This is a genomic window from Kolteria novifilia, assembly GCA_007748055.1.
Classification (GTDB): domain Bacteria; phylum Planctomycetota; class Planctomycetia; order Kolteriales; family Kolteriaceae; genus Kolteria; species Kolteria novifilia.
This window is the reverse complement of the sequence record CP036279.1, coordinates 1496206-1517847: the sequence shown is the minus strand read 5'-3', so window position 1 is coordinate 1517847 and position 21642 is coordinate 1496206. Positions and strand designations below refer to the sequence as shown.

The window sequence follows — 21642 nt, the reverse complement described above, 5'->3', positions numbered from 1 at the left end:
CAGCGGGGACAGATACCGGGATTGATGGGGCACTCCATGAACACGACGATATTGGCAACGCTACTGGTCTCTCTTGGTGGTCTCGGCTCGGGAGAGGTCCGAGAAACAACGATCGCGGACCTGATCCAGCCGGCAATCGACGAGGGCAAGGCGAAGTCGGTCCTCGTCGCCTACCGCGTGGGTGACGAGTTCGGCTTTGTCGGCTTGGGAGCCAAGTCCGACGAGGATCCCACCAAGCCCGACGCCGACACGGTCTACGAGATTGGATCGATCACCAAAGTCTTCACCGGTAACCTGCTGGCGGACATGGTGCGCCGGGGAGAGGTGAAGCTCGATACGCCCGTCCAAGAGTTGCTCCCCGAGGGCGTTCTCGTGCCGAAGCGGGGCGACGGGGAAATCACTCTGCTCGATCTCACGACCCACACCTCGGGGTTGCCGCGGCTGCCAACCAACTTTTCCCCCAAGGACTGGAAGAACCCCTATGCCGACTATTCGGTCGAGCAGTTGGAGTCCTTCCTCACCGCGCGGTCGAAACTGCCGACGGTCGCGGGCCTCGCGAGTGTGGTCGGGCAAAAGGTGCCGGAACCGGGCTATGCCTACAGCAACCTCGGGGCCGGACTTCTCGGTCACGTCCTCTCCCGCAAGGCGGGCACGTCGTACGAGGACCTCGTCGTCGACCGGCTCTGTGAGCCCCTGGGACTCGACAGCACGCGGGTCACGCTCGACGCGGACCTGAAGGAACGGCTCGCGCCCCCGTACGGCAAGAGAGGAGAACGGGCGGAAAACTGGGATCTCCCGACGCTCGCCGGCGCCGGGGCACTGCGATCGAGCGGCCGGGACATGCTCGCGTTTCTCGACGCGGTGATGGGAGAGCGAGCGACGGACCTACGTCCGGTCCTCGTCGACGCCACCAAGCCGCGACGCGAGATCAAGAAAGACCGCGCCGAGGTCGGACTCGGTTGGCACCTCGACAAGCGCCGTGGGCTCGTTTGGCACAACGGCGGGACCGGGGGCTACCGTACCTATGCCGGCTTCATCCCGGAGAAGCGCATCGCCGTCGTCGTCCTCGGCAACCAAAGTTCCTTCAACGCGACGGGCACGGGAGTGAAGCTGATCGACAAGCTTCGCTCCTCCTCTAGCCAATAGGTTCCCACCAATCCTTCACGGTGCGGACGGCTCGAGCGTCAAGTCGACGTCGAAGGTCTGGCTCCGCTCTCGCACGTCGAGCACGAGGGTGCTCTCGTCGTTGTAGTGGGCGGGAAGGTATTGCTCGGTCTCGTCGACGAGGACACCCTCTCCCAACCCCGGTTCGGCGACTTTGCGTCCCGTTTGCCGGTAGGCCCGGATCTCGACGCGGTGCTTACCCCTCACCGGTCCGCGATCTTGACGGACGACAAACATCCCTTCGGCGATCGAAGCTCCCGCCGTCGGACCGCGGGTCCCCTCGATCGGCGTCAATCGGATCATCCCCGAGGGGAGCGGGTGCCCGTCGACATTCACTCGGCCCACGACCCGCGAACGGGCTGGGCCATTCTCCGCCGAGCAACCCGCGAAGCAAACGATGCCCACAAGCAGCCATCGGGTGGCGTTCACGTTCAACGATCCTCTCCCATTCATCGTGGCCTCCACTCGTCCTACGCCCCGGATCACAGCCCGTCGACGATCGCGCCATCGGCCACCCAGGCCGAGCCACGCCAAACGCCGATGTCGATGGTATCGCCGACAAAGCGGACCGCGCCGTCGGCCATCAACGCGTGCACGCCGCCGGGGTGCTGGCTGCGCGGACTGGCGTGATTGCGGTCGGTCGTCTCGGGAATGCACGGCAAGTTACGCTCGGGCTGATCGTGTCCGGGGGAGGTGCAAAAGAGCGCGTGCCCGAGAAGGCTATCGGGGGCCGAGGAGTTGGGCGTATTAGCCGGATAGAGGAACTGACAGCCCGCCCGATGCGTCCAGGGCCAACCGCGTGAGTTGTTGGCGTAGCCGGTGAGGTACTCGGCGAGCATCATCGTCTTGCTCGATCCGTCGGTCAAGTTGGCGAGTGACGAGCCGTAGTTGTACGTGAAGGTCGCTTTCATCTTCGGGTCGCTCATGGCACCGCGAGAATCGCGTTCGTTGTCGCCATCGTTGAGTCCCGAGAAGATGCCGAGGTAGTTGGTCAGGAAGAGACTCGGTCCGCTCGCCAACGTGACGGCGCGGTGATTCTCCGGTTGCGGGTCGCTCGGACAGCGAAAGATCCCCATGCCAACACCGATCGTCTCGGTCGGCCAGTTGGCCATCGTGAAGTACGGCGTCCGGTCGACGTCGCTCCAATCGCCCGTCAACGACTCGTAGTAGGAGGCCTTGTCGAGGTGCACCAGCAACGCGTGCAGAAGGTAGGGCCACTCCGGCCTCCCGAACCGAAACGTGGAGCCGTTCTGACGGCCCAAGTTCCCCGGAGGAAACTGTCCGTGGGCGTCGTGGTAGTTGTGCAGGGCGATGCCGATCTGCTTGAGGCGTCCGGAACACTGCATCCGTCGAGCCGACTCGCGGGCCTGTTGCACCGCCGGCAGCAAGAGGGCGACCAGGATCCCGATGATGGCGATGACGACAAGAAGCTCGACGAGCGTGAACGCCCGTCGGCGCGTGAAAGCCGAAGACATGAGGCAACTCCTAGAGAACGGTTGAGCGGACATGCTTGGTACCGGCACCTACGATCAACGTCCGAGTTGTCGGCTTCGTTCGAAGAACGACGGCTCACGGTCGTGGCAACGAATCCCAACGTGACGCGACGGGCCAATCGTTTCGTGTCCTCGGATCCCAAGCCCGGGGACATCAAGCCTTTCGTCGCTGGTTGGACATTCCGTGGGGACATGATCGGTTCCGTCTGAGCATCGCGCTTGCGTTCCGCGCACGCAACGACAGAATCTGGTAAACCCTTTATGAAATCTCGTCACCCGCGCTGGGTCGTCGACTTGCCCGCTCCTTCCCGTCGGTTTGGAGGAGGGCGTCCATGGACGATGAGCCGCGGTGCGACGTCGAGGTCGGGCACGCTCCGCAAAGTCCCGGACCTTGGCCGATGGAGCTTGCGACGCATCCGCTGGAGCGTTACATTCTCGACTGGGCCAAAACGTGTCTTCGTCATCCACGATCCGTCTCGACAGCGACCCCACCTCTTCCTGGGAGAACCGGGATGACCACGGCGGGAGCGTTCGACGAGTTCGCGTTGTCACCGCTTGTCAGCGATGCCACCGTCGCCGCAATACGGTTTCCAAGATGAACGCGCGGGGATGTCGCCCCTGGTGCCCAATCGTGCCTCGCTTCCCGCAAGGAGTCGGAGAACTCTCATGCAACGTCTCTCCCCAAAGCGTTCCCTCGGGTTCACCCTGGTGGAACTCCTCGTCGTCATCGCCATCATCGGCGTCCTGGTGTCGCTCTTGTTGCCGGCGGTCCAGCAGGCGCGCGAAGCGGCCCGCCGCTCCCAGTGCACCAATCAGATGCGTCAACTCGGCGTCGCGCTTCAGGGCTATCATGAAGCCCACGGGACATTGCCTCCCGGCCAGGTCTCCAACCGATCGCACACGACCTCGGGAACGTGTTTCTCCGTCACGCAACAGACCGCCTACGCTCCTTGGTCGGTGCTGGTGCTCCCCTTCCTGGATCAAACGGCGCTCTACGACCGCTTCAACTTCGAAAGGCGATTCACGTCCCGCAAGGACCACGTCGGATCGGCGCCCAACTCCGATCTTTTCAACGAGCACTTGGGAATCTATCAGTGCCCGACCTACCCCAGCGGCGAGTTGGAGGTGTTTAGCAGCACCTACTACGCCGTGATGGGTGGAGCGTTGACGCACGCCGACGGTTCGCTGGCCGGCACCAACGACGAGGGATTCGTCTGCACCGCCAGCGGCGACACGCGCGGCTTTTCCAACAACGGGGTTCTCTACCTCAACAGCCGCGTCCGCATGTCGGACATTTCCGACGGCACCTCGAAGGTCTTCATGGTCTCCGAGTCACGCAACGTGCAAGTCGACACCAAGTCTCCCGGTTGGGCATCGTCCCTCTCGATCGACGGCGCCTGGCCCTACCCGATCGGCTTGTCCTCGGCGATCGACCCGATCAATTCGGCGACGGCGAACAACGTCGTGCGCTCGAGCCGAGGCTTCGGCAGCTATCATCAGGGAGGCTGCAACGTCGTCATGGCGGATGGATCAACACACTTTCTCTCCGAGAACATGGACACATTCGTCTACCGCAAGCTCGGTATTCGCGACGACGGACAGCCGCTCGAGTCGGCGTTCTAAAGACCCGGCCCCCGCGAAGATGAAATGAGAAGATTGAACGGAATGCTCTGGATCGGTTGCGAGATGACTAGCATTTGGTCGCGATTCAAATGGAGGGTCAGCGGAGCCCTCATCCGCTTGCACTTGCTGGCAATCAGCCAGAGGCACCCTGAGAACGTGAAGGAACGACACGCTAGATTTCTGGCTAGAGTGTCGCCCTGTCTCCATCGGGTCGCGTGCGTCGCCCTGATCGCGTGGATGCCGGCGATACTGATCGGTTGCGGTGGCGATCGCTCCGGACCGGCTCGATTCTCCGTCAGCGGGAACGTGACCCTTAACGGGGAACCGCTCCCCGCGGGCGTGATTCGATTCACCCCCGATCGCGGGAAGGGGAACTCGGGGCCGGAGACGATCGTCGAGTTCACCGAGGGAACCTACAAGACCCCGACCGGCAAAGGGGTGGTCCCAGGCCCCCACGTCGTCTCGATCACCGGCTACGATCGCTTGCCCGAAGAAGAGACGATGTTCCAGACACTCGTCTCAGACCACCGGCAGTCGGTCTCGTTTCCGGAGGAGGAGACGATCCAGGACTTCGCCATCACCGTTGAGGCAACGCCGAAGAAGTGAAGCCGCGCGGGGCATCCCGAGCCCCCAAAGCGGAACCTCCCAGGCCTCCCATTCCTCGCACGCTTCCCACTAGCATCATCGTGCCCATCCTCCCCAGGTATCAGACTGCTTGGCGATGCCTCCGACGTCCATAAACTAGCTATCTTAGGCTCATCGAACCCGATTCCGACCGGAGGTGCCGCATGGAGGAGCGTATCGCCTACCAAGGCGTGACTTTTGACGACGTTCTGTTGCTCCCGGGCTACAGCAACGTGTTGCCCCGTGACATCGACATCAGCACTCAGCTCACCAAGCGGATCAGGCTGAATATTCCGCTCCTTTCGGCCCCGATGGACACGGTGACCGAGGCCAACCTCGCGATCGGGCTGGCCCAGGAGGGTGGTCTCGGCATCATTCACAAGAACATGACCCTGGACCGCCAACTCTCCGAGGTGGAGAAGGTCAAACGCTCCGCCAACGGCGTGATCAGCGATCCAGTGACCCTCCCCCCTCACGCCACCGTCCGCGAAGCCCGCGACGTGATGGCGCTGCACAACATCAGCGGCGTTCCGAGCACCGAGAACGGCGTCCTCCGCGGCATTCTCACCCGCCGCGACCTCCGTTTCGTCACCGAGGATCAGACGCGTATCGACGACGTCATGACCAAGGATCAGCTTGTAACGGCTCCGGAAGGAACAACGCTCAAGGAAGCTGAAGCGATTTTGACGAAAAAGAGGGTAGAGAAACTTTTGCTGGTGGACGATGAATACAGACTGAAGGGACTCATCACGATCAAGGACATCGACAAGATGCTCAATTTCCCTTCGGCTTGCCGCGATGATCGCGGTCGGCTAAGGGTGGGAGCGGCGGTCGGGGTCAACGATCTGGAGCGGGTCGAAGCGTTGATTTCACGGGACGTGGACGTTGTCGTCGTCGACAGTGCCCACGGCCACAGCGAGAACGTGATCGAGACCGTTCGGCGAATTAAGCGAAGTTGCGATATCGACGTCATCGCGGGAAATGTCGCAACACCCGAGGGAGTGCGTGCCCTGCTCAACGCCGGCGCCGACGCGATCAAGGTCGGCATCGGTCCCGGATCGATCTGCACGACGCGGGTCATCTCCGGGGTGGGAGTTCCGCAACTGACGGCGGCTTACTTGGCCGCCAAGGAAGCCGAACCCGAAGGAGTTTCGATTATCGCCGACGGCGGAATCCGTTATAGCGGCGACCTGACAAAAGCCATTGCCGCGGGGGCGCATGTGGCGATGCTAGGCAGTCTCTTCGCGGGATTGGCCGAAAGCCCTGGGCAAACGATCATCTACAAGGGACGCAGCTTCAAGGTCTATCGAGGGATGGGTTCGCTGGGGGCCATGGTCTCCGGATCGAAGGATCGCTATCGCCAGGAGGGGCCGAGCGAAAAGCTCGTGCCCGAAGGAGTGGAAGGACGGGTCCCCTTTCGGGGGCCGCTTTCGGAGTTCGTTTATCAGCTCGTTGGTGGGCTGAAAGCAGGGATGGGCTACTGCGGCACGCCGACGATCGGTGACTTGAGGACCAAGTCCCGATTCATACGCGTCACCGCGGCCGCAGTACAGGAGAGTCATCCGCATGACATTCTCATTACGCAGGAAGCGCCGAACTACACGACCAGTCATCTTGACACTAATTAGTGCCCTCGTGGCCGGACCGGCGTTTGCCGTGCCGCCCTACCCGGACAGCACCAACCAACCGCAAGCGCCCGCCCGATTCAGTGGCTCGGCGCTGCCGATCGAAGAATACGACGACACGAGGGCGCCCGTCTTCAAGTCGACCCTCGACCTCGACCAACGAAGCGATGCGCGCATCATTCCCGTCCAGGCCCAGATCAGGCCCGACGTGCAGTTGAAACGAGGCTCCGGCCGCGCGTTCGGCGACGATTCGGACTACTACTTCAAGGTCGAGAGCAAGCCGCCCTCACGGGACCGACTCTTCACGCTCGGCTCCGAGGACTTCTTCCTCGGCACCATCGAGAGCGAGTTCAAGGAGCAGGATCCGAGCCAGATCTTTCTCGTGCCCGCTCCCAAGGACACCTTCGACAGCCCCGATAGCCCCAACCTCGGCCCGCTCTGGTTCCAGAATCGCGAGACCGGCCGTCGGAAAAACGACGCCCAGGACCATCGCGGCGACATGGAACTCAAGGATCGTCGCGGCGTCTACACCGTCGGCGCTCCCCCGGAGGTCGCGATCCTCAACGAGTCGGTCGGAACCTCCGACATGATCGTCACCCTCAACGTCGAACTCGGCAGTCCCGACAGCGAGTATGGCTTGGTCGCCCGGGCGATCGATCCCAACACCTGGATCGACACCGTCGACCAGATCAAGATCAGCACCTTCTACTTCGCCTACGTCGATGCCGACACCGTGACGATCGGCAAGAGCGTCAAGGGCAAACGGGAGATCATCAAGACCGGGACGATGGCCGCCAAGACCTCGTTCCAGCTCCAGTTTTGGGCGTTCGAGAACAAACTGACGGTCCGTCGCGACGGCCAAGTGATTCTCGAAGCGACCGACGACAGCATCAAGGAGGATGCACAGTACGCTGGGATGATCGGCCTGAAGAGTGTCGGTCAGCCGACCACCTTCGACAACTTCGACGCGGTTCGCTACGGGGGACCCTTCGAGGCTCGGCAGTTCGCGCCGACGGCGTCGATCTTCAAGGGACCGAACGTTCACTACCACCCGCTCTACTTCGAGCAGGTCTCCCTGGAACGTTGGGGACAGAACTACGGCAACCTCGTCCAACCGGCGATCGCCCAAGGCAAGTTCTGGCTCGACTTGATCTTCGTCCCGTACAGCATCGGCAAGAATCCGCCGTGGACCTGCCAGACCGGCAACGGCCAACCGATGCCAGGCGACATCGTGCTGCCTTACCGAATTCTTCCGCCGTACCCCGATCCTGGCGGAATCGCCCTGGAATGTGCTACGATGGGACTGATCTTCGGCCTCATCCCGTAGTGTGAGACAGGTGTATCTGGCAGGCTTGTTGAACCAAGCGTTCGATGACTTGCGAATGACCAAGCGATGGGCCGCCCGAAGAGAGGGCGGCCTGTTTGCGTATTCACTAGCCTATTTAACCCAACCGACTAACATGAGGACGCTCAAGGAAGAGTTCACCCATACTAGAATTTGGAGGTCATCAGAGCGATGACCTCGCAACACGTGAATCGGGATGACCATGAACGGCTCTCCCCCGGCGCATCGTCGGCTTGACCATTCGTTGCCGACATCGCCTGTGCGGCAAGCAGCGTTTCCCTCGTTTGGTTTCGGTAGCTCCATGATCGACGATTACGTCACCATCGATACCAACCTTCTCCCGGAAGGGGCCGAGATCCACCACGCGATGCTCGACTCTTCCGGCGAAGCGTTGCTCATGGCTGGATCAACCCTCACGCCCCGCTTCTTCGTCCTGCTGCGCCGCCAAGTCGCCCTTCAGGTCCTCGTTCATCGCGAGGATGCCGAACGCTGGGGTCTCATCGTTCCCCAACGAGACAAGCCGACGGGCCAACGCCACGGCGACCACCAGGACGAACTCCCGCCCCTGCGTGTGATCCAGCCTCCCATCCCGCTCCCCTTCGCCAACGCGAACGACTACCCGGCCCCAAGAGCGCTGCTCACCTCCGTCCGACGACACCTCCAGGAAAGGCACGACGATCCTCCCTTCCAGGAGAGTCGGCAGTACGACCGTTTCCCGGTCGGTCTCGTTGTTTCGATCGTTCCACTCGACGCCGACTTTCGTCCTGCTGGCGATGCCTTCCAAGCGGTGCTGCAAGAGCTCTCTCAAGGAGGGTTCTCGGTCGTCAATTCGCGGGCCCTCGAAATCGAGTACCTCGGGATCGAGATCAAACCGCTCACCGGTGGCGCGTCGCGGATGATCGCCCGCGTCATGCGTTGCGAGTCGTTTGGTCGCTTCTACTCCGTCGGATGCCGCTTGATTGGCAAGATCCCGTAGTGTCCCGGTTTGGCATTTCGTCGCCAAGAGACTCTTGGGTGCCATGCCCACGCTCGCCACGGGCATGCGTGTGAAACGCCAGTCATTCGGCAAACTTCCGGTCGATCCAGCAGTCAATTGATCTAAGCGGGCCAAGGCGAGAACGAGCAATATTGGCCAAGATCAAGGAGAACAAACGCAGGCGAATCCGTCGATTCGACGAGGTTTTCGACGCCGAGATTGGTCGAAAGGACCGTTCCTAGCCGGCAGCGAATAGATCAGCGGGCTGCTAGGGCCGAGACTTCGACGTCAGGACTTGAGGGTGCCTCTCTCCCCCTCGTTTCCATTAGCCTCCCTAATCAACTCGGCCACACATATCAAGCAAAACAGATACCTGTTAACCCCCTTCTTGTTTGACGCCGAGCTCCCTAAGTAGAATGGCGCTGGGGCCAGTTCATGTTGTCGTCAGTCCGGCGGGACTCCGTCTCGTCGCATGGATCGTCGCTACCGCGCACGCGGAGGTGACGACGCGCGCGGAATTCGGACTCGGTCGACACGAGCAAACAAGCGTTGAACCGCCAGTCATCGGAAAGGAGGCGATGCCCATTCCTTGTGTCGCTTGCTGATCGTCACGTGATTTGAAGCTCGGGGAAAATGCGTCCGAGCGCCGATCGACTGGGATGCGCGACATTCCGCTCGCGAGGGCCGTTCGGGTGTTTCCTCAAGAGGCCGTTCGAGAATCTAGGGAACTTCAACGGGAGACCGATATGCGCTATGTACTGGCAACCGCCGCGATGGCGGGACTTCTTCTTGTTCCGGCAACGCTCGTTCAAGCGGGACATCGTGTCGTCTACAGCTACGACTGCTGTAGCTGCTCTTGCGGCGACGCGACCGATGTGGTCACCACTCAACACGACAAGGACGCCGACAACGGGGAAGTCGCGACGACCGACGACCCCAATCGCGTCCAGTATCGTTCGACGTACCGGGCCGACTCAATGGACTCGATGGATACCGTCGACGCCCCCGTCATGATGACGACCCAACCGACGATGCAACCGATCTATCGTTCGTCGTCATCCTCTTCATTCCGCACCGGAGGCAACCACGGCTTGCAGAGAAACTGGAAGCCGCACTATGGCGCCCGCTCGCGCTAGCGCCTGGCGAACTGGTTCATTGGGAAATCGCTCTTGGGTGCCCTGCCCACGCTTGTCGTGGGCAGGCGGGTCACGCTTGTCGTGGGCAGACGGGTCACGCCACTGATTCGGCAACCTGCCGCCTAGACGTGAGGCCCCAGACGATGCAATGAACTCAGCAATCAGGACGTCAATCGGAGGATCGATCTTCCGATTTTTCCAGGGCGACGGCAGCCACGGTACCATCGACCTTTTTGGGTGACGCCGCCGTTACCCACTCTTTCCAATCGCTCTCCAAACGGTCAACGCTCTCGATCCCGTAGACCTCGGCAAGCGCTTGGTCCACGCCCGACAACTTCGTCCGTTCGGCGAACTCGAGCAGCGCCTGCTTCGACCCCCGTGTGACGAGATAATCCGCCAACGACGCGCTTTGAGCGTAGAAGATCCGCGCGTTCCTGCGCCCACCCGGATAGCCGTTCCCTGAGAGCAACCGGTCGATCGTAGGAAGTGTCTCGTCCGCCATTGCCTTCATTAATGTTTGATGGAGCTTCGCTTGTTGGGGCGTCTGCTCCGCTTGGATCGCCACCCCTTCATCCACCCAGCGCGGAATCCGAAATTGACAGAAACGATCGGCCAAAAGCACGTGCGTCAGCTCGTGAAGCACGATCGACCGGCAATAGTCGCCGTCACAGTAGAAGTGCAGCCGACGCATCGAGACGCGACCATCGCCAATTTCCAAGTCGGCACAACCTCGCGTCGACACCCCGAGTCCCGTTTGACGGGAGTACTCGTGACCGCTGCCGTAGATGAAGACGTCGCACTTGAGCGTCCAATCGCTCGCCGTTTCGATGCCGAGCCAATCGCGTCGGAAGTCGGTCCGAAAAGACTCGTACCCTTTCGCGAGCCCCTCGAGCGCGAAGTCGTCGCGCGTGGTGCGAAAGCGAAAGTTGTCGCTTTCCAGCACGAGCCAACGGCCATCTTGGTAGCGCTGAAAGGTTGGCTCGGAGGACTCCGCGTCGGCCGTCGGGCCATGGGCAAACATTCCCAGAATGAGGACCGCCAATCGCGTGGGATGTCCCAACAATCGCATCAATGTGCCTCCGTGCATAAGCGGCGCGCTTAGCGCAAGCGCGTACCGCCCCTGTCAGCGCATTCCGGCCACAAGCGCGCGGAGCGACGTCAGGAGATGGGACGCTTCAGATGAGAGTCCACGAATGGGTCGGCTAGAAGCAACAGACGTGCCGGAAACACATTACTAGCGTAAGTGACGTCTGTTATTCCCTTTAGGGCAACCGAGCCAAATGGCGGTTTGAGTGGAGATGTTCATCACATTGGCAGGAGTGTCACGAAAGCGGGCGGCGGGGAGAGGAACTCGAGGTCCGCAATCACGGCCCCATGCTGGCCCCGATGGCGCGTTGACGACGATTGACGCCGCGGGCGAGGCCTTCGAGCGACTGCACCGTTGACGCCATCTCGTTGACCGCGTCGGTGATCTTTCGCGCCCACTTGTCCCGACTGGCGCGATAGGAGTTGAACGTCTCTTCCTGGAGCTTCACGCGTTCGCGAAGAGCGGCGTTCTCGGCGATCACATCCGCGAGCCTCGCCTCCAAACCCACCGCCGGCTCCACGGACGTTCCCGAAACGGCCTCGCCCTGCTCTGCGGCGGCTTGTACCTCGACCGGTTCGGTTGACTCCTCAACCTCGGTCGCGGCGTCCTCGGCTTCGGCGCCGGTCTCCAACAAGGAGGACAGGGCTCCCAAGTCGATGGTGTAGTCGATCTTCATGCCTTCCACTGAGAAACTTCCTTCTTAATTCAGTCCTCGCGATCTGTCGTTCCAACTCGAACTCAGCAGTCTGAGAACGCTTCACGATGGAAAGCCTAAGACCAAGCGACGAAGGGCATCGGGCTCCGTCGATTCGCAACCGGCGTTGTCACGATTGGCCAAGAGATTCACCGATTCGACAAGCCGTTCGAGATCTCTCGAACTCCGCCTCCGTCGCGCATCGAATCGCACCCGATCAGGAAGCGTGTGTGATTGACATCGCTCAATCCGGATCAGGATACTTCTCTCCAAAACACTTCAAACTCTCCACAAACTCCCTAAAGGAATTCGCGACGAGATAAACATTGTCGTAGTAGTCTTCAAATTGCGGCGGATCATCTTCGTCATCCGCGTCGGGGACCTCTTCAACGCTGTCCCAAAAGTAGATTCTTCCGCGTTCATTCCCCGATAGCCCTTGCGTCATCCCGATGAGAATCAGATCGTTGCCGCTCTCCGCGAACGGCAGCATCCCAGGCGGAACACGATAGCCGTAGTTCTCGTAAGTCGTCACAATGTCGTAGCTGCCATTTTCAACACCCTCGGGGCTGCTTCCGAGAAACAGTTCAGCCTGCACCCACGACCGACCACCTGAGATCTCGTGAATACTTTTGTCCAAGACACTTGCGTAGACGAAGGATCGAAACATGGACACCCCGATCTCCACCGCGAATTGAGCATAGTCGTCGGGAAGTTTGGCCGCGTACTTCGTTTCGAGATACTCGATCGCGTCGGATTTCACGGGCTGAAACATGCCAGTTGCCGCAGGCGGCCCAATAGGTAGAAGATCTAAGCTGAGAAGACGTTCAATGAGATCATTACACATGCTAGCCGTACTCCGATTCTTGACATGGACTAGGCTCCGTCTCAAAAGTCGGCTCTGGCTTCGGCTGGCTGCGTCGGTGCGGGACTTTGTCGGGCTGCATCGACGAATCCAGTGGATTCGCCTGCTTCGCCCTCCTCGTCCCCCACCAACTCGCTGTGCCTCGGGCCGACGATCAACTTTTGAGACGAAGCCTAGTGTAGTGTTTGCGCGCTGACCGAACTTATGTCGCCCGCGATATCTCTTGTTGGGAATAGCAGATCTCGGAAGCCACCCTATGTACAGCGTGATGTGCGCAACCGAAAACATACGCATTTGAATGAAGCACTCCACTAGCGTTTCCGCTTCCTAGCCTTCTTTCTATTCCTTCTTTTTAGGTAGGATGCCCCTCCTCGATGTGGTAGCTCGTGAACGATTCGCGGGAGAATCTGTATTCGGGATGATCGAGGAACATGATGTACTCTATAGTCATTCTTCCTCGCCCACGCTTGGACATCGCCTATTGTCTTGAAACGGCCTCCTCCATTGTTCAGTTCACGTTTCAGCATAACCCCAAAGGCCTTGTTGCGATCGCCCGATCCACCATCCATTCCTGGTACTTCAAACTCGTCAATCGCCCACTGACTAAAGTCAGCTTCCTTACCAGTGTACGGAACTCGATCGCCTGGTTTCAATCCGTACTTCTCGGGATGATCCGGGATGAAGTATTCCTGTCCTTTCTCCTCAATCCAAGTCCCCGGATGCTTCTTCGTCCCAGGCCTCCCACCGGGATCCCTCGTCGCACTCTTCTTTTTTTTCTTCTTCTTTGCCTTCTTCTTCGAAGGCTTCTTGATGATCGGAAAGCGTTCAGGTTTCTCGGAACCCTTCGCCTTCTTCTTGGTTCGCTTCTTCGGCGATACCTTCGGCTTCTTCTTCCCGCCACCTCCGAACCCGCCGGCGCCCATCCCGAGCGAGGGACTTCGGACGTTCTCGCGGGCGGTCTCGAGAAGGAACTCGTGGCCCGACTGAGCCGCCTTGCGGACCGACTTAGCGGCTTCGGACGCGCTCTCGACCAAGCCGATGCCCGCGAAGATCGTCTCCACCGCGGCAACCGAGCCTTCGAGGTAGTTGCCCTCGGAGAACTGCTCGACCGAAACTTGGCCGGACTCATAAGCGCCGTACGCCTCGTAGGCGTTGAGAAAGGGTGTCGCGACTTTCGCCGCGGTGACTCCCTTGGCCGCCAGTTGCGCCGTCCCCGCGGACGCGGCTGTGATCGCCGCTTCCCGGGCCCCTTGCGCACTTCCCACGGAGATCGACTGGGAGACCGATCCTTCAAGGTGTGTCTGCGACCAGAGTTCTTGGCGTTGTTCACCGCCGGACACGCCAAACGAGAACGCGTTGGCGACTTCCGCCGCCCCGGCAATCGCCCCTTTGCTTGCCTCGAGGTGATAGCGAGCGGGGTCCTCCGCCATGTAGCCGATGTCGCGGGCGAGCGTCGAAACCTCGAACACCAACTCGTCGCTCAGGCGCTCCGCAGCCTCGCGCCCCGGTGCTTGTCCCAAACGCTGGTGGCGCTGACGACGCCTCGTCGCCCTTGCGGATTCGCCATCGTGACGGCCCATCCGCGGACGGCGACGGCGACCGCCCGGAGCATCCGCTCGCTCGTCCGGCTCCGCATCCACCACCAAGCGATGTGCGCCGGCAAACGTCGGCGTTCCCGACGAACGCACCCAGATCTGATCGCGGGTCTTCGAAGGGAGACTGCCGAGTACGTCGTCGTTTCGGCGCCGCGCGCGATCGCGAACGGCCTCGAACCGCATCTCGTCCCAACCGACGAAACGAGTCGACTCGGCAACGAAGCCTTCCCACTGCGCCCGCTCTTCGGGACTGAGATCAGCGACCGCGCGTTCGCGTACCGCGACCGGGCTCGCCGCTAGCCAATCGTCGAGCGAGTTAAAACCGTTGGTTCGCCGCTTGATGAAGTCGGCGTGGTACAGTTCGTCCGCCGAGACGGTCTCACGCCCCCCGAGGGATTCGAGTGCGCGAAGCGCTTCGATCAGTTCCGGCGGAAGTCTCTTGGAGGAAGCGGTGGGCGCAGGGGGCATGACAGACCCTCTCCGTAACGACGGAGTCGTCTCTGTCTGCTCGCTTTGACCACGCGGATTGGTGTCGCGGAACGTGGTGTGGGACAGGTGCGGACCTGTCCCGACGGCGCCGACCGGAATCGGACTGACGAGTGGATGTCAGTCACGGGTAATCCCGAACCGACAACGGATCGTACCCGCATGCGATTCAAGAACGAACGGCTACTCCCGTGTTTCTTCCCGACCGGGCTTCGCACGGCGCCCCGGGCGGGGAAGTCGCGATTTCTTGCTTGGCGTCGTCGTCCTCATCGACCAGAATTGCGAGGAACCGCTATTGGGAGCACAAGATGTCTCGTGAAATCTTCTCGACAACCCTCCTTCTCCTCGCCGGCTCGCTCGCCGGGGCCGACCAACCCCTTCCCGGCACCAAGCCGCTCACTCGAAGCGACGACATCGCCTCGTCCATGGTCGACGGCATCGACCGCTTTCTCCTAGAGAGGCTCGACCAAGCCGACGCCCGGCGGGCCGAGCGTTGGAATACCGACACCTCTTCTCCCGAAGCCCATGAAGCCTCCCTCGTCGCCAAACGCGAACTCCTGGCCCACCAGTTGGGCGTTCGCGACAAGCGCGTTCCCGCTCAAGCTCCCGTGCCCTCGTCGCCCGTCGACCAATCACCCGTGCTGGGAGCGAGCGAGGCCTTCGAAGCGATCCCCGTCCGCTGGTCGGCGTTTGCCGACGTCCATGGGGAGGGCCTGCTCCTCGTGCCGAAAGGGAACGTATCGGTCGCCAACGTCGTCGCGATTCCCGACGCCGCCCAAACGCCCGAACAGCTTGCGGGTCTCGACGCGGGCACTCCCCCCGAACAGCAGTTCGCCCGTCGGCTCGCGGAAAGCGGCTGCCGCGTCCTGATCCCGGCACTGGTCAACCGGGAACTTCGCCCCTCGCCGCGAGCCATCATGTCGAACCGCGAGTTCGTCTACCGCGCCGCCTACGAGCTCGGTCGGCACTTGCTCGGCTACGAAATCCAGAAAGTGCTCGCGGGAGTCGACTGGTTCGCGGAAACGAGCGATCAGCCGATCGGGGTCGTCGGCTACGGCGAGGGCGGGTTTCTCGCGCTGGCCGCGGGGGCGCTCGACCCTCGGATCGATGCCGTCCTGGTGAGCGGCTACTTCGGGTCGCGGACCGACCTTTGGAAGGAGCCGATGGATCGCAATATCTTCGGCTTCGTGCGTGACTTCGGGGCGGCGGAGTTGGCCGCGATGATCGCTCCCCGACCCTTGGTCATCGAAGCGGGCAAGGCCCCGACGCTGGTTCTCGAGTCGAAGGGAGGGGCACCGGGCGAGCTGACCCGTCCGGCCGACGCCGAGGTCCGAAAGGAGTTCGCCTTGGCCAAGACCCTTGCCGGAAGTGTCGCGCCGAAGGACTCGTGGAAGCTCCTCGAGCCGGGCGCGGAGACTTTCGGTTCCCCGGAAGCTCTCCGAGCTTTTCTTCACGCTCTCAATGCCGAGGCCTCGCTCGCGGAACTCGGTTCGGATCCTTCGGCGACCAGGTCGGTCGACAACGACGCGCGGCAAGAGCGGCTGACTCACGAACTCGACCGGCACAACCAGTGGCTCCTAAGCGAGAGCCCCTATGTCCGCGAGGAGTACTTCAAGGACCTTGACACCTCGAGCATGGAGTCGTTTCGGCGAACGATCGAGCCCTACCGCGAAGCGTTTCGCAAGGACGTGATCGGCGAGTTCGACGAGAAGCTCTCCGAGCCCAATCCGCGCACGCGACGGTTCACCAAGAACGCGAAGTGGACCGGCTACGAGGTGGTCCTCGATGTCTTCCCAGACGTGATCGCCTACGGCCTGCTGCTGGTACCCAACGATCTCAAAGCGGGCGAAGAGCGTCCCGTCGTCGTCTGCCAACATGGGTTGGAAGGGAGGCCACAGCCACTCGTCTCAGGGAACCATCGGGCCTACAAGGACTTCGCCGCGAAGCTCGCCGATCGGGGCTTCGTCGTCTTCTGCCCGCAGAACCCCTACATCTTCAAGGACCGCTTTCGTACGCTTCAGCGAAAGTCCTACCTCCTCGGTAAGACCCTCTTCTCGACGATCGTGCCTCAGCACCAGCGGATCACCGATTGGCTCGCGTCGCTCCCGTTCGTCGACGGCGATCGGATCGGCTTCTACGGACTCTCCTATGGCGGCAAGACGGCGATGCGGGTTCCGCCGCTGGTCGACAACTACGCGCTGTCGATCTGTTCGGGGGACTTCAACGAGTGGGTCGACAAAAACGCTTCGACGCGGCGGCCAACCAGCTACATGTTCACCGGCGAGTACGAGATCTTCGAGTTCGATCTCGGCAGCACTTTCAACTACGCGGAGATGGCGTACCTGATCGCTCCCCGCCCCTTCATGGTCGAGCGCGGCCACTTCGACGGCGTCGCTCGCGACGACACCGTCGGTTCGGAGTTCGGCAAGGTCCGCTTCCTCTACAACGCGAAACTGGGCATCGGGGACCGCGCCGAGATCGAATGGTTCCCCGGCCCCCACGCGATCAACGGCGTCGGAACTTTCGACTTCCTCCACAAGCATCTCGACTGGCCGAAACGCGACTGAGAAGGCAAGAGATCGTTCGGGAACCTCAGCGGCCGCCGGGGAACGATCCCACCCTAGGTGGCCCGACCTTCACCCGCTCAGCGGATGCCCATCTCACCTCATCTCCATTCCCTCGGACACACCATCGATCGTCTCGCTCCATGGATCGCATGCGCGGGCGTCCCCAATCGGGTCTTGGGACGCCATAAAATTCGCGGGCAACCTGTCGCGAAGTCTGGCACCACGACAGGTAGGCCCGAGGAGTCCGTCCCTATTGCCCACGGAGCGCGAGCGTCGACCTAAGGGGTATCCCCGTGAGTGACCAATCCTCCTCGTCCGGATTGCAGTACGGCATCGTCGGCATCTTGGCGGGATTTCTCGGGCTCGCCGCGATCAACCCAGGTTCCGGGCCAGAGGTGGATGAGAATGAGAAGACCACCTCCTCATCCTTCGACCCTTCATCCCAACGAACCTTTCCCGACGGCAACTGGGAGTCGCGCGTCACCGCTCCCTTATACAAGCACATCCATCTCGATCCCGAGTCATCACGTACCGAGGACTGCGCCAAGGGCCGACAGACCACGGAGCTGCGCCAAGCCCTGACGAATGGGGGCTGGTGTCTCCAGTTCCTCATCGTTTGCGTTCCGGATCCGATCAACTCCTCCAATGGATACCGCTTCGACCTGATGATCGAAACGCTGCAAAAGGCACTCCTTCCAAGCAGCCTTGTCCTCGATCGCAACTATCTCCCTTGGCACGATTGGCTCCAAGCCTATCGCCACTATCTCCTGGAAGCCGGAAGGCCAGGCATGCCCGCGGGGTCCGGCAATCTCGACGAACCGATCCGCCGCCATTTCCAGTCCGAGCCGGGCCTCCTTGTCTTCCGCAACAATCGTCGACCCTCCAGTCCCGAGCTGACAGGAATCTACCGTCATCACAAACGCCTTCTACTCGTCTTCCTTGTCGGCGAGAGCCCCACGATCGGGATTCACAAGAAGGCCTTCCAGCGCGCGGTTGATCTGATTTGCCGTTGGCAAGAGTTCGAAGCGGACAACAAGCTACTCGGAATTAAGTCACCCGAGGAACCGCTACCGCCGCCCTTTCTCCGCGTCGTCGGCCCGACGTTCTCCGGTTCGGCCGACTCCCTCGCGATCGCGATCCGAAGCATCAGGGAGCGGTTCGATGTGAAGAAGGACCGTCCCAACTTTCGTGTCATCTCGGGATCGGCGACTACCGTCGACAAGACCCCCTTCCTGATCGATGCCCATCGGCTGGACGAAGTGCCCCCGGACTGCGTGAACAAGGCCCTCAACCAACTGTTCCCGGACGACGGTTTCTCGGATAGCGAGCAAGTCAGCTTCGCGACGACGTTGCCCTACGGAAATCTGGTCGAGTTCGAACTCGTCAAGTACGCCAAGGAACAGGGTTTTCTCCATCGGTTCGGAATGGAGACCAACCCCCGGATCGGATGGCTCTACGAATCGGGTACCGACTACGGTCGTCCCCCCAGCCTGGCTCGTCATGGAGTCGTTGCCGGTGTCGAGATCGTGGAACTCCCCTTCCCGCTTAGAATCTCCCAGATCCGGGGAGCCTTCGATAAGGACCGCTTGACGAAGGAGAGAACCCGCACGAGTTTCGCGCCCGACCGCTACCGACTCTCGATCCCCTTCAACGAAGCGGAACATGCCACGGACACGCTCACGCAGTTCGCCCCGAGGCTGACGGCCGCGACGGTGGAACTCACCCTCGCGAGCATTTTTCAAACCATCAACCGAGAACAGCTCCGCTGTGTCGGGATCACGGCCACCGACCCGCGCGACGCCCTGTTCCTCGCAAGCTACTTGCGGGAGTTCTGTCCCGACGTGCAAGTGCTGATGAATGGCACCGACCTCCTGCTCACCCATCCCGACTACAACCGCTATCTACGGGGCACGCTCGTCGCCTCGCCCTATCCGCTCTACCCGCGAAACCAACTCAAGAGCTTTCCCTACGCCAGCACGATCAACCATCGCGTTCCCTTCCCGAGCATGGTCCACCAAGGCTTCTACAACGCGGTCATTTTTCAGGAGTGGCTGACGCGAAACGAGAACGATATCGGCAATCTCTTCCCCGTCGTTCACCGGGATCATTTCCAGCATCCGTCGCATACCTTTCGGTTGATCCTCCCCGATGTCGCCCACGATCGCTCTTGGCCACCCCCTCTGATCGAGTATGGTCCCCCTCGATCGAACACGAGTTCCGCACCGCCTTCGGAGCCAGCCGTCTATCGTCCAGGAATCTGGATCAGCGTGATTGGCGCGCGCGGCTTCTGGCCGCTCCGGTTCTCCCACTTGGACTCGGCGATCGACGAGGATGCCGCGAGTCATCAAGAGAGTGGTTCCACGTCCCCGAATCCATCGGAGCGGAAAACATTCTGCGACCAGTTGGCGAAGGCTGACGATCAAGCCACGACCACCGGCTCGGAGTCCGACTCACTCGACGGTAGTCCGGACCGGGAACAACCCGATCCGCCGGGCCCAAGAGCGCCGACGCTCATGGCCGCTTCCGCAAACATTGATGCGGAAGACATTCCGGGCGCGGAGACAAAGCCCTCCGCCAACACTGGCGGCGATCTCAAGAGTCGAATGAATCAACGCAAGGAGAGACTTCTCGGGTACACCATCGCCGTCCTGAATCGGAAGGATGAGCCATACTCCCCTCCTAGCCGCCTCGGCCACGCGGCGTTTCCGGACACGGCGTTCGTCGCCGCGTGCTTGGTCGCTCTTCTCCTTCCCATCCTTCTTCGCCTCTGCGGCCATCGCCTCTACGAACCACGCCTGTCCATGCGTCGACGAACGCCGTGGCGTCACTTCCCGACCAAACAAGATCTCCACCTCGTTTGGCACGGTCTCCTTTACTCCATCGTCATGCTGCTTTTCTCCGGGACGCTTTTGCTTCTCGTACTTAGCGTCATGCCCAGTCCGCTCGCCTGGGTCATCTCGCTCTTGGGTATCCACGAACCCCTTGCCCTTCTCGGGCTCGATGCTCACTTCCTCGAACGCACGGTCCACCTTTCCAACGGGATCTCCATCTACCTCCCCTTCTTCTTTCTCACGCTCGGTCTCGCGACGTACGCGTTTGCCCAACAGTTTCGCATCGGTTACTTCCTGAAACACCAAGCCAAACTAGAACCGTTGCCCGAGAAACCCAAACAGTCCGAGCCGACCCACCATCATCTCATCGCCACTCACCTCTTGGAGTCCGCGAACGCGGCCAGCCGACGCGTCACCTACCCGGTCTTCCTCTCTCCCAAGGTCAGCCCCCCCTCGCCCAAGCGACTCGACTTGGTGGCTCTCTTCGTCCTTGGCGTTTCGGTCGTGGGCATGGTCGCGATGCTCTACTATTCACGACCGACCTTCGAGGAATGGTCGATCTCCTTCGTCCTGTTCTCCATGATCTGCGTCTTCGTCATTTCCTGGGTGCTCTGGCTGTATCGCGTCATTCGTATCCGGTCGAACATCAAGGAGATCATCGATCGGCTCAACGCCTTCCCCTTGACCAGCGCCGCCAAGAGGCTTCCCAGGTCGTTTCGGGTTCTCATTGGACGATTCGGGGTGGGCGGCAATCTGCGCAGCGTGCACTACCAGACCATGATTGACAAGCTGCGGCAGGTGGCGGCTCCGTTTCCCAACAACGACAACGTCGAGCCCTCCCTCGTCAGGGACGAGGACATACACACTCTGCGACGTCTACTCGAACGAAGACGCCAAAAGGACTTGGACACGATCACCGTGAATTGTCTTGAACGGTGTCTGCAAAGACGAGTGTCCCGACTGGCCAAGAACGCTTGGCGAGAACTCATCGTCTGCTGGACCCCGAAGGAGAATCGGCCAACCTCCGGGGAAGGCGGGACGCTCGTTTCCAGCCTGAAGGGCGCCCGCTTGAGCGAAGAGTTTGTCACGATGTACGCGGTCGCGTATCTCGCGGGGTACTTTCGACAGATCTCCTACGGGCTTGGTCTTCTCATGCTGACGGCCGTTCTGTTTCTCTTCGCCATCGCTTCCTATCCCATCGCCCCCCATCAGCTTCTTCTGCTCACGGGGCTCGGCATGGTTCTCGCGGTCACGATCGTCGCCATTCTCAACCTGGTCCAGATCGAGCGATGCGACATCGTCAGTGCGTTCGCGGATACCAAGGAGGGACAAGTAACCTTTGACTTTCAGTTCTTCCTTCAACTTGGGGTCGTGGTGCTACCGGCGATCCTCGCGTTGGTCGCCGGGATCTTTCCCGACACGCTCGAGTGGTTGGGACATCTCGCGGGATCGATGTCGCAGTCGCGCGGCTAGCGGGCTGGTTTAACTTGAGTCCGCTGCGGTGGAGTCCTGACCCCTGGGCACAGGCTGACAA

At 61.2% G+C, this 21642-nt stretch carries 15 protein-coding genes; 9 read left to right on the top strand and 6 right to left on the bottom strand.

Annotated features, from left to right (window positions below; translation table 11 throughout):
- Positions 1 to 36 precede the first annotated feature (36 nt).
- Entirely contained in the window at positions 37 to 1146 is a 1110-nt protein-coding gene (locus tag Pan216_RS05635; RefSeq protein WP_419193295.1) for a serine hydrolase domain-containing protein, read from the top strand.
- 15 nt (positions 1147 to 1161) lie between these two features.
- Here the strand turns inward: Pan216_RS05635 and Pan216_RS05630 are convergent, their stop codons facing one another.
- Both Pan216_RS05630 and Pan216_RS05625 read right to left on the bottom strand, forming a co-directional pair.
- Positions 1162 to 1593, bottom strand: a complete 432-nt coding sequence (locus Pan216_RS05630; RefSeq protein ID WP_145256014.1) for a hypothetical protein — start codon at positions 1591 to 1593, stop codon at positions 1162 to 1164.
- 53 nt (positions 1594 to 1646) lie between these two features.
- Entirely contained in the window at positions 1647 to 2639 is a 993-nt protein-coding gene (locus tag Pan216_RS05625) for a DUF1559 domain-containing protein (RefSeq protein WP_419193294.1), read from the bottom strand.
- 684 nt (positions 2640 to 3323) lie between these two features.
- Here Pan216_RS05625 and Pan216_RS05620 point away from each other — a divergent pair.
- The 6 genes from Pan216_RS05620 to Pan216_RS05595 all read left to right on the top strand — a co-directional run bounded on the left by Pan216_RS05620 (position 3324) and on the right by Pan216_RS05595 (position 9986).
- On the top strand, positions 3324 to 4280 hold the full coding sequence (locus Pan216_RS05620) for a DUF1559 domain-containing protein (protein WP_145256008.1): 957 nt from the start codon (positions 3324 to 3326) through the stop codon (positions 4278 to 4280).
- Between the two features lie 189 nt (positions 4281 to 4469).
- Complete coding sequence (locus Pan216_RS05615; RefSeq protein ID WP_145256004.1) at positions 4470 to 4886, top strand: hypothetical protein; 417 nt, start codon at positions 4470 to 4472, stop codon at positions 4884 to 4886.
- Positions 4887 to 5068: 182 nt separating this feature from the next.
- Entirely contained in the window at positions 5069 to 6532 is a 1464-nt protein-coding gene (gene guaB / locus Pan216_RS05610; RefSeq protein ID WP_145256001.1) for an IMP dehydrogenase, read from the top strand.
- Positions 6519 to 7856, top strand: coding sequence for a hypothetical protein (locus Pan216_RS05605; protein ID WP_145255999.1), 1338 nt, complete (start codon positions 6519 to 6521; stop codon positions 7854 to 7856). Before guaB ends, Pan216_RS05605 begins: the two co-directional genes overlap by 14 nt.
- A 319-nt stretch (positions 7857 to 8175) precedes the next feature.
- Positions 8176 to 8850, top strand: a complete 675-nt coding sequence (locus Pan216_RS05600; protein WP_145255996.1) for a hypothetical protein — start codon at positions 8176 to 8178, stop codon at positions 8848 to 8850.
- A gap of 746 nt (positions 8851 to 9596) precedes the next feature.
- Positions 9597 to 9986, top strand: a complete 390-nt coding sequence (locus Pan216_RS05595; RefSeq protein ID WP_145255992.1) for a hypothetical protein — start codon at positions 9597 to 9599, stop codon at positions 9984 to 9986.
- 169 nt (positions 9987 to 10155) lie between these two features.
- Here the strand turns inward: Pan216_RS05595 and Pan216_RS05590 are convergent, their stop codons facing one another.
- The 4 genes from Pan216_RS05590 to Pan216_RS05575 form a co-directional block, all read right to left on the bottom strand.
- Entirely contained in the window at positions 10156 to 11055 is a 900-nt protein-coding gene (locus tag Pan216_RS05590) for a peptidase MA family metallohydrolase (RefSeq protein WP_419193293.1), read from the bottom strand.
- A 295-nt stretch (positions 11056 to 11350) separates the two neighbouring features.
- Positions 11351 to 11758, bottom strand: coding sequence for a hypothetical protein (locus Pan216_RS05585; protein ID WP_145255985.1), 408 nt, complete (start codon positions 11756 to 11758; stop codon positions 11351 to 11353).
- A 253-nt stretch (positions 11759 to 12011) separates the two neighbouring features.
- Positions 12012 to 12611 carry an SMI1/KNR4 family protein gene (locus Pan216_RS05580; protein WP_419193292.1) on the bottom strand — a complete coding sequence of 200 codons (600 nt, stop codon included), beginning with the start codon at positions 12609 to 12611 and terminating at the stop codon, positions 12012 to 12014.
- 329 nt (positions 12612 to 12940) lie between these two features.
- A complete protein-coding gene (locus Pan216_RS05575; RefSeq protein ID WP_145255979.1) occupies positions 12941 to 14692 on the bottom strand; it encodes a hypothetical protein in 1752 nt (583 codons plus the stop codon).
- A gap of 326 nt (positions 14693 to 15018) precedes the next feature.
- On the opposite strand from Pan216_RS05575, the gene Pan216_RS05570 reads away from it, so the two are divergent.
- Positions 15019 to 17277 (top strand): dienelactone hydrolase family protein, encoded by a 2259-nt coding sequence (locus tag Pan216_RS05570; RefSeq protein ID WP_145255975.1) that lies wholly within the window; start codon positions 15019 to 15021, stop codon positions 17275 to 17277.
- Between the two features lie 293 nt (positions 17278 to 17570).
- Positions 17571 to 21581, top strand: coding sequence for a hypothetical protein (locus Pan216_RS05565; RefSeq protein ID WP_145255972.1), 4011 nt, complete (start codon positions 17571 to 17573; stop codon positions 21579 to 21581).
- Positions 21582 to 21642: the final 61 nt, after the last annotated feature.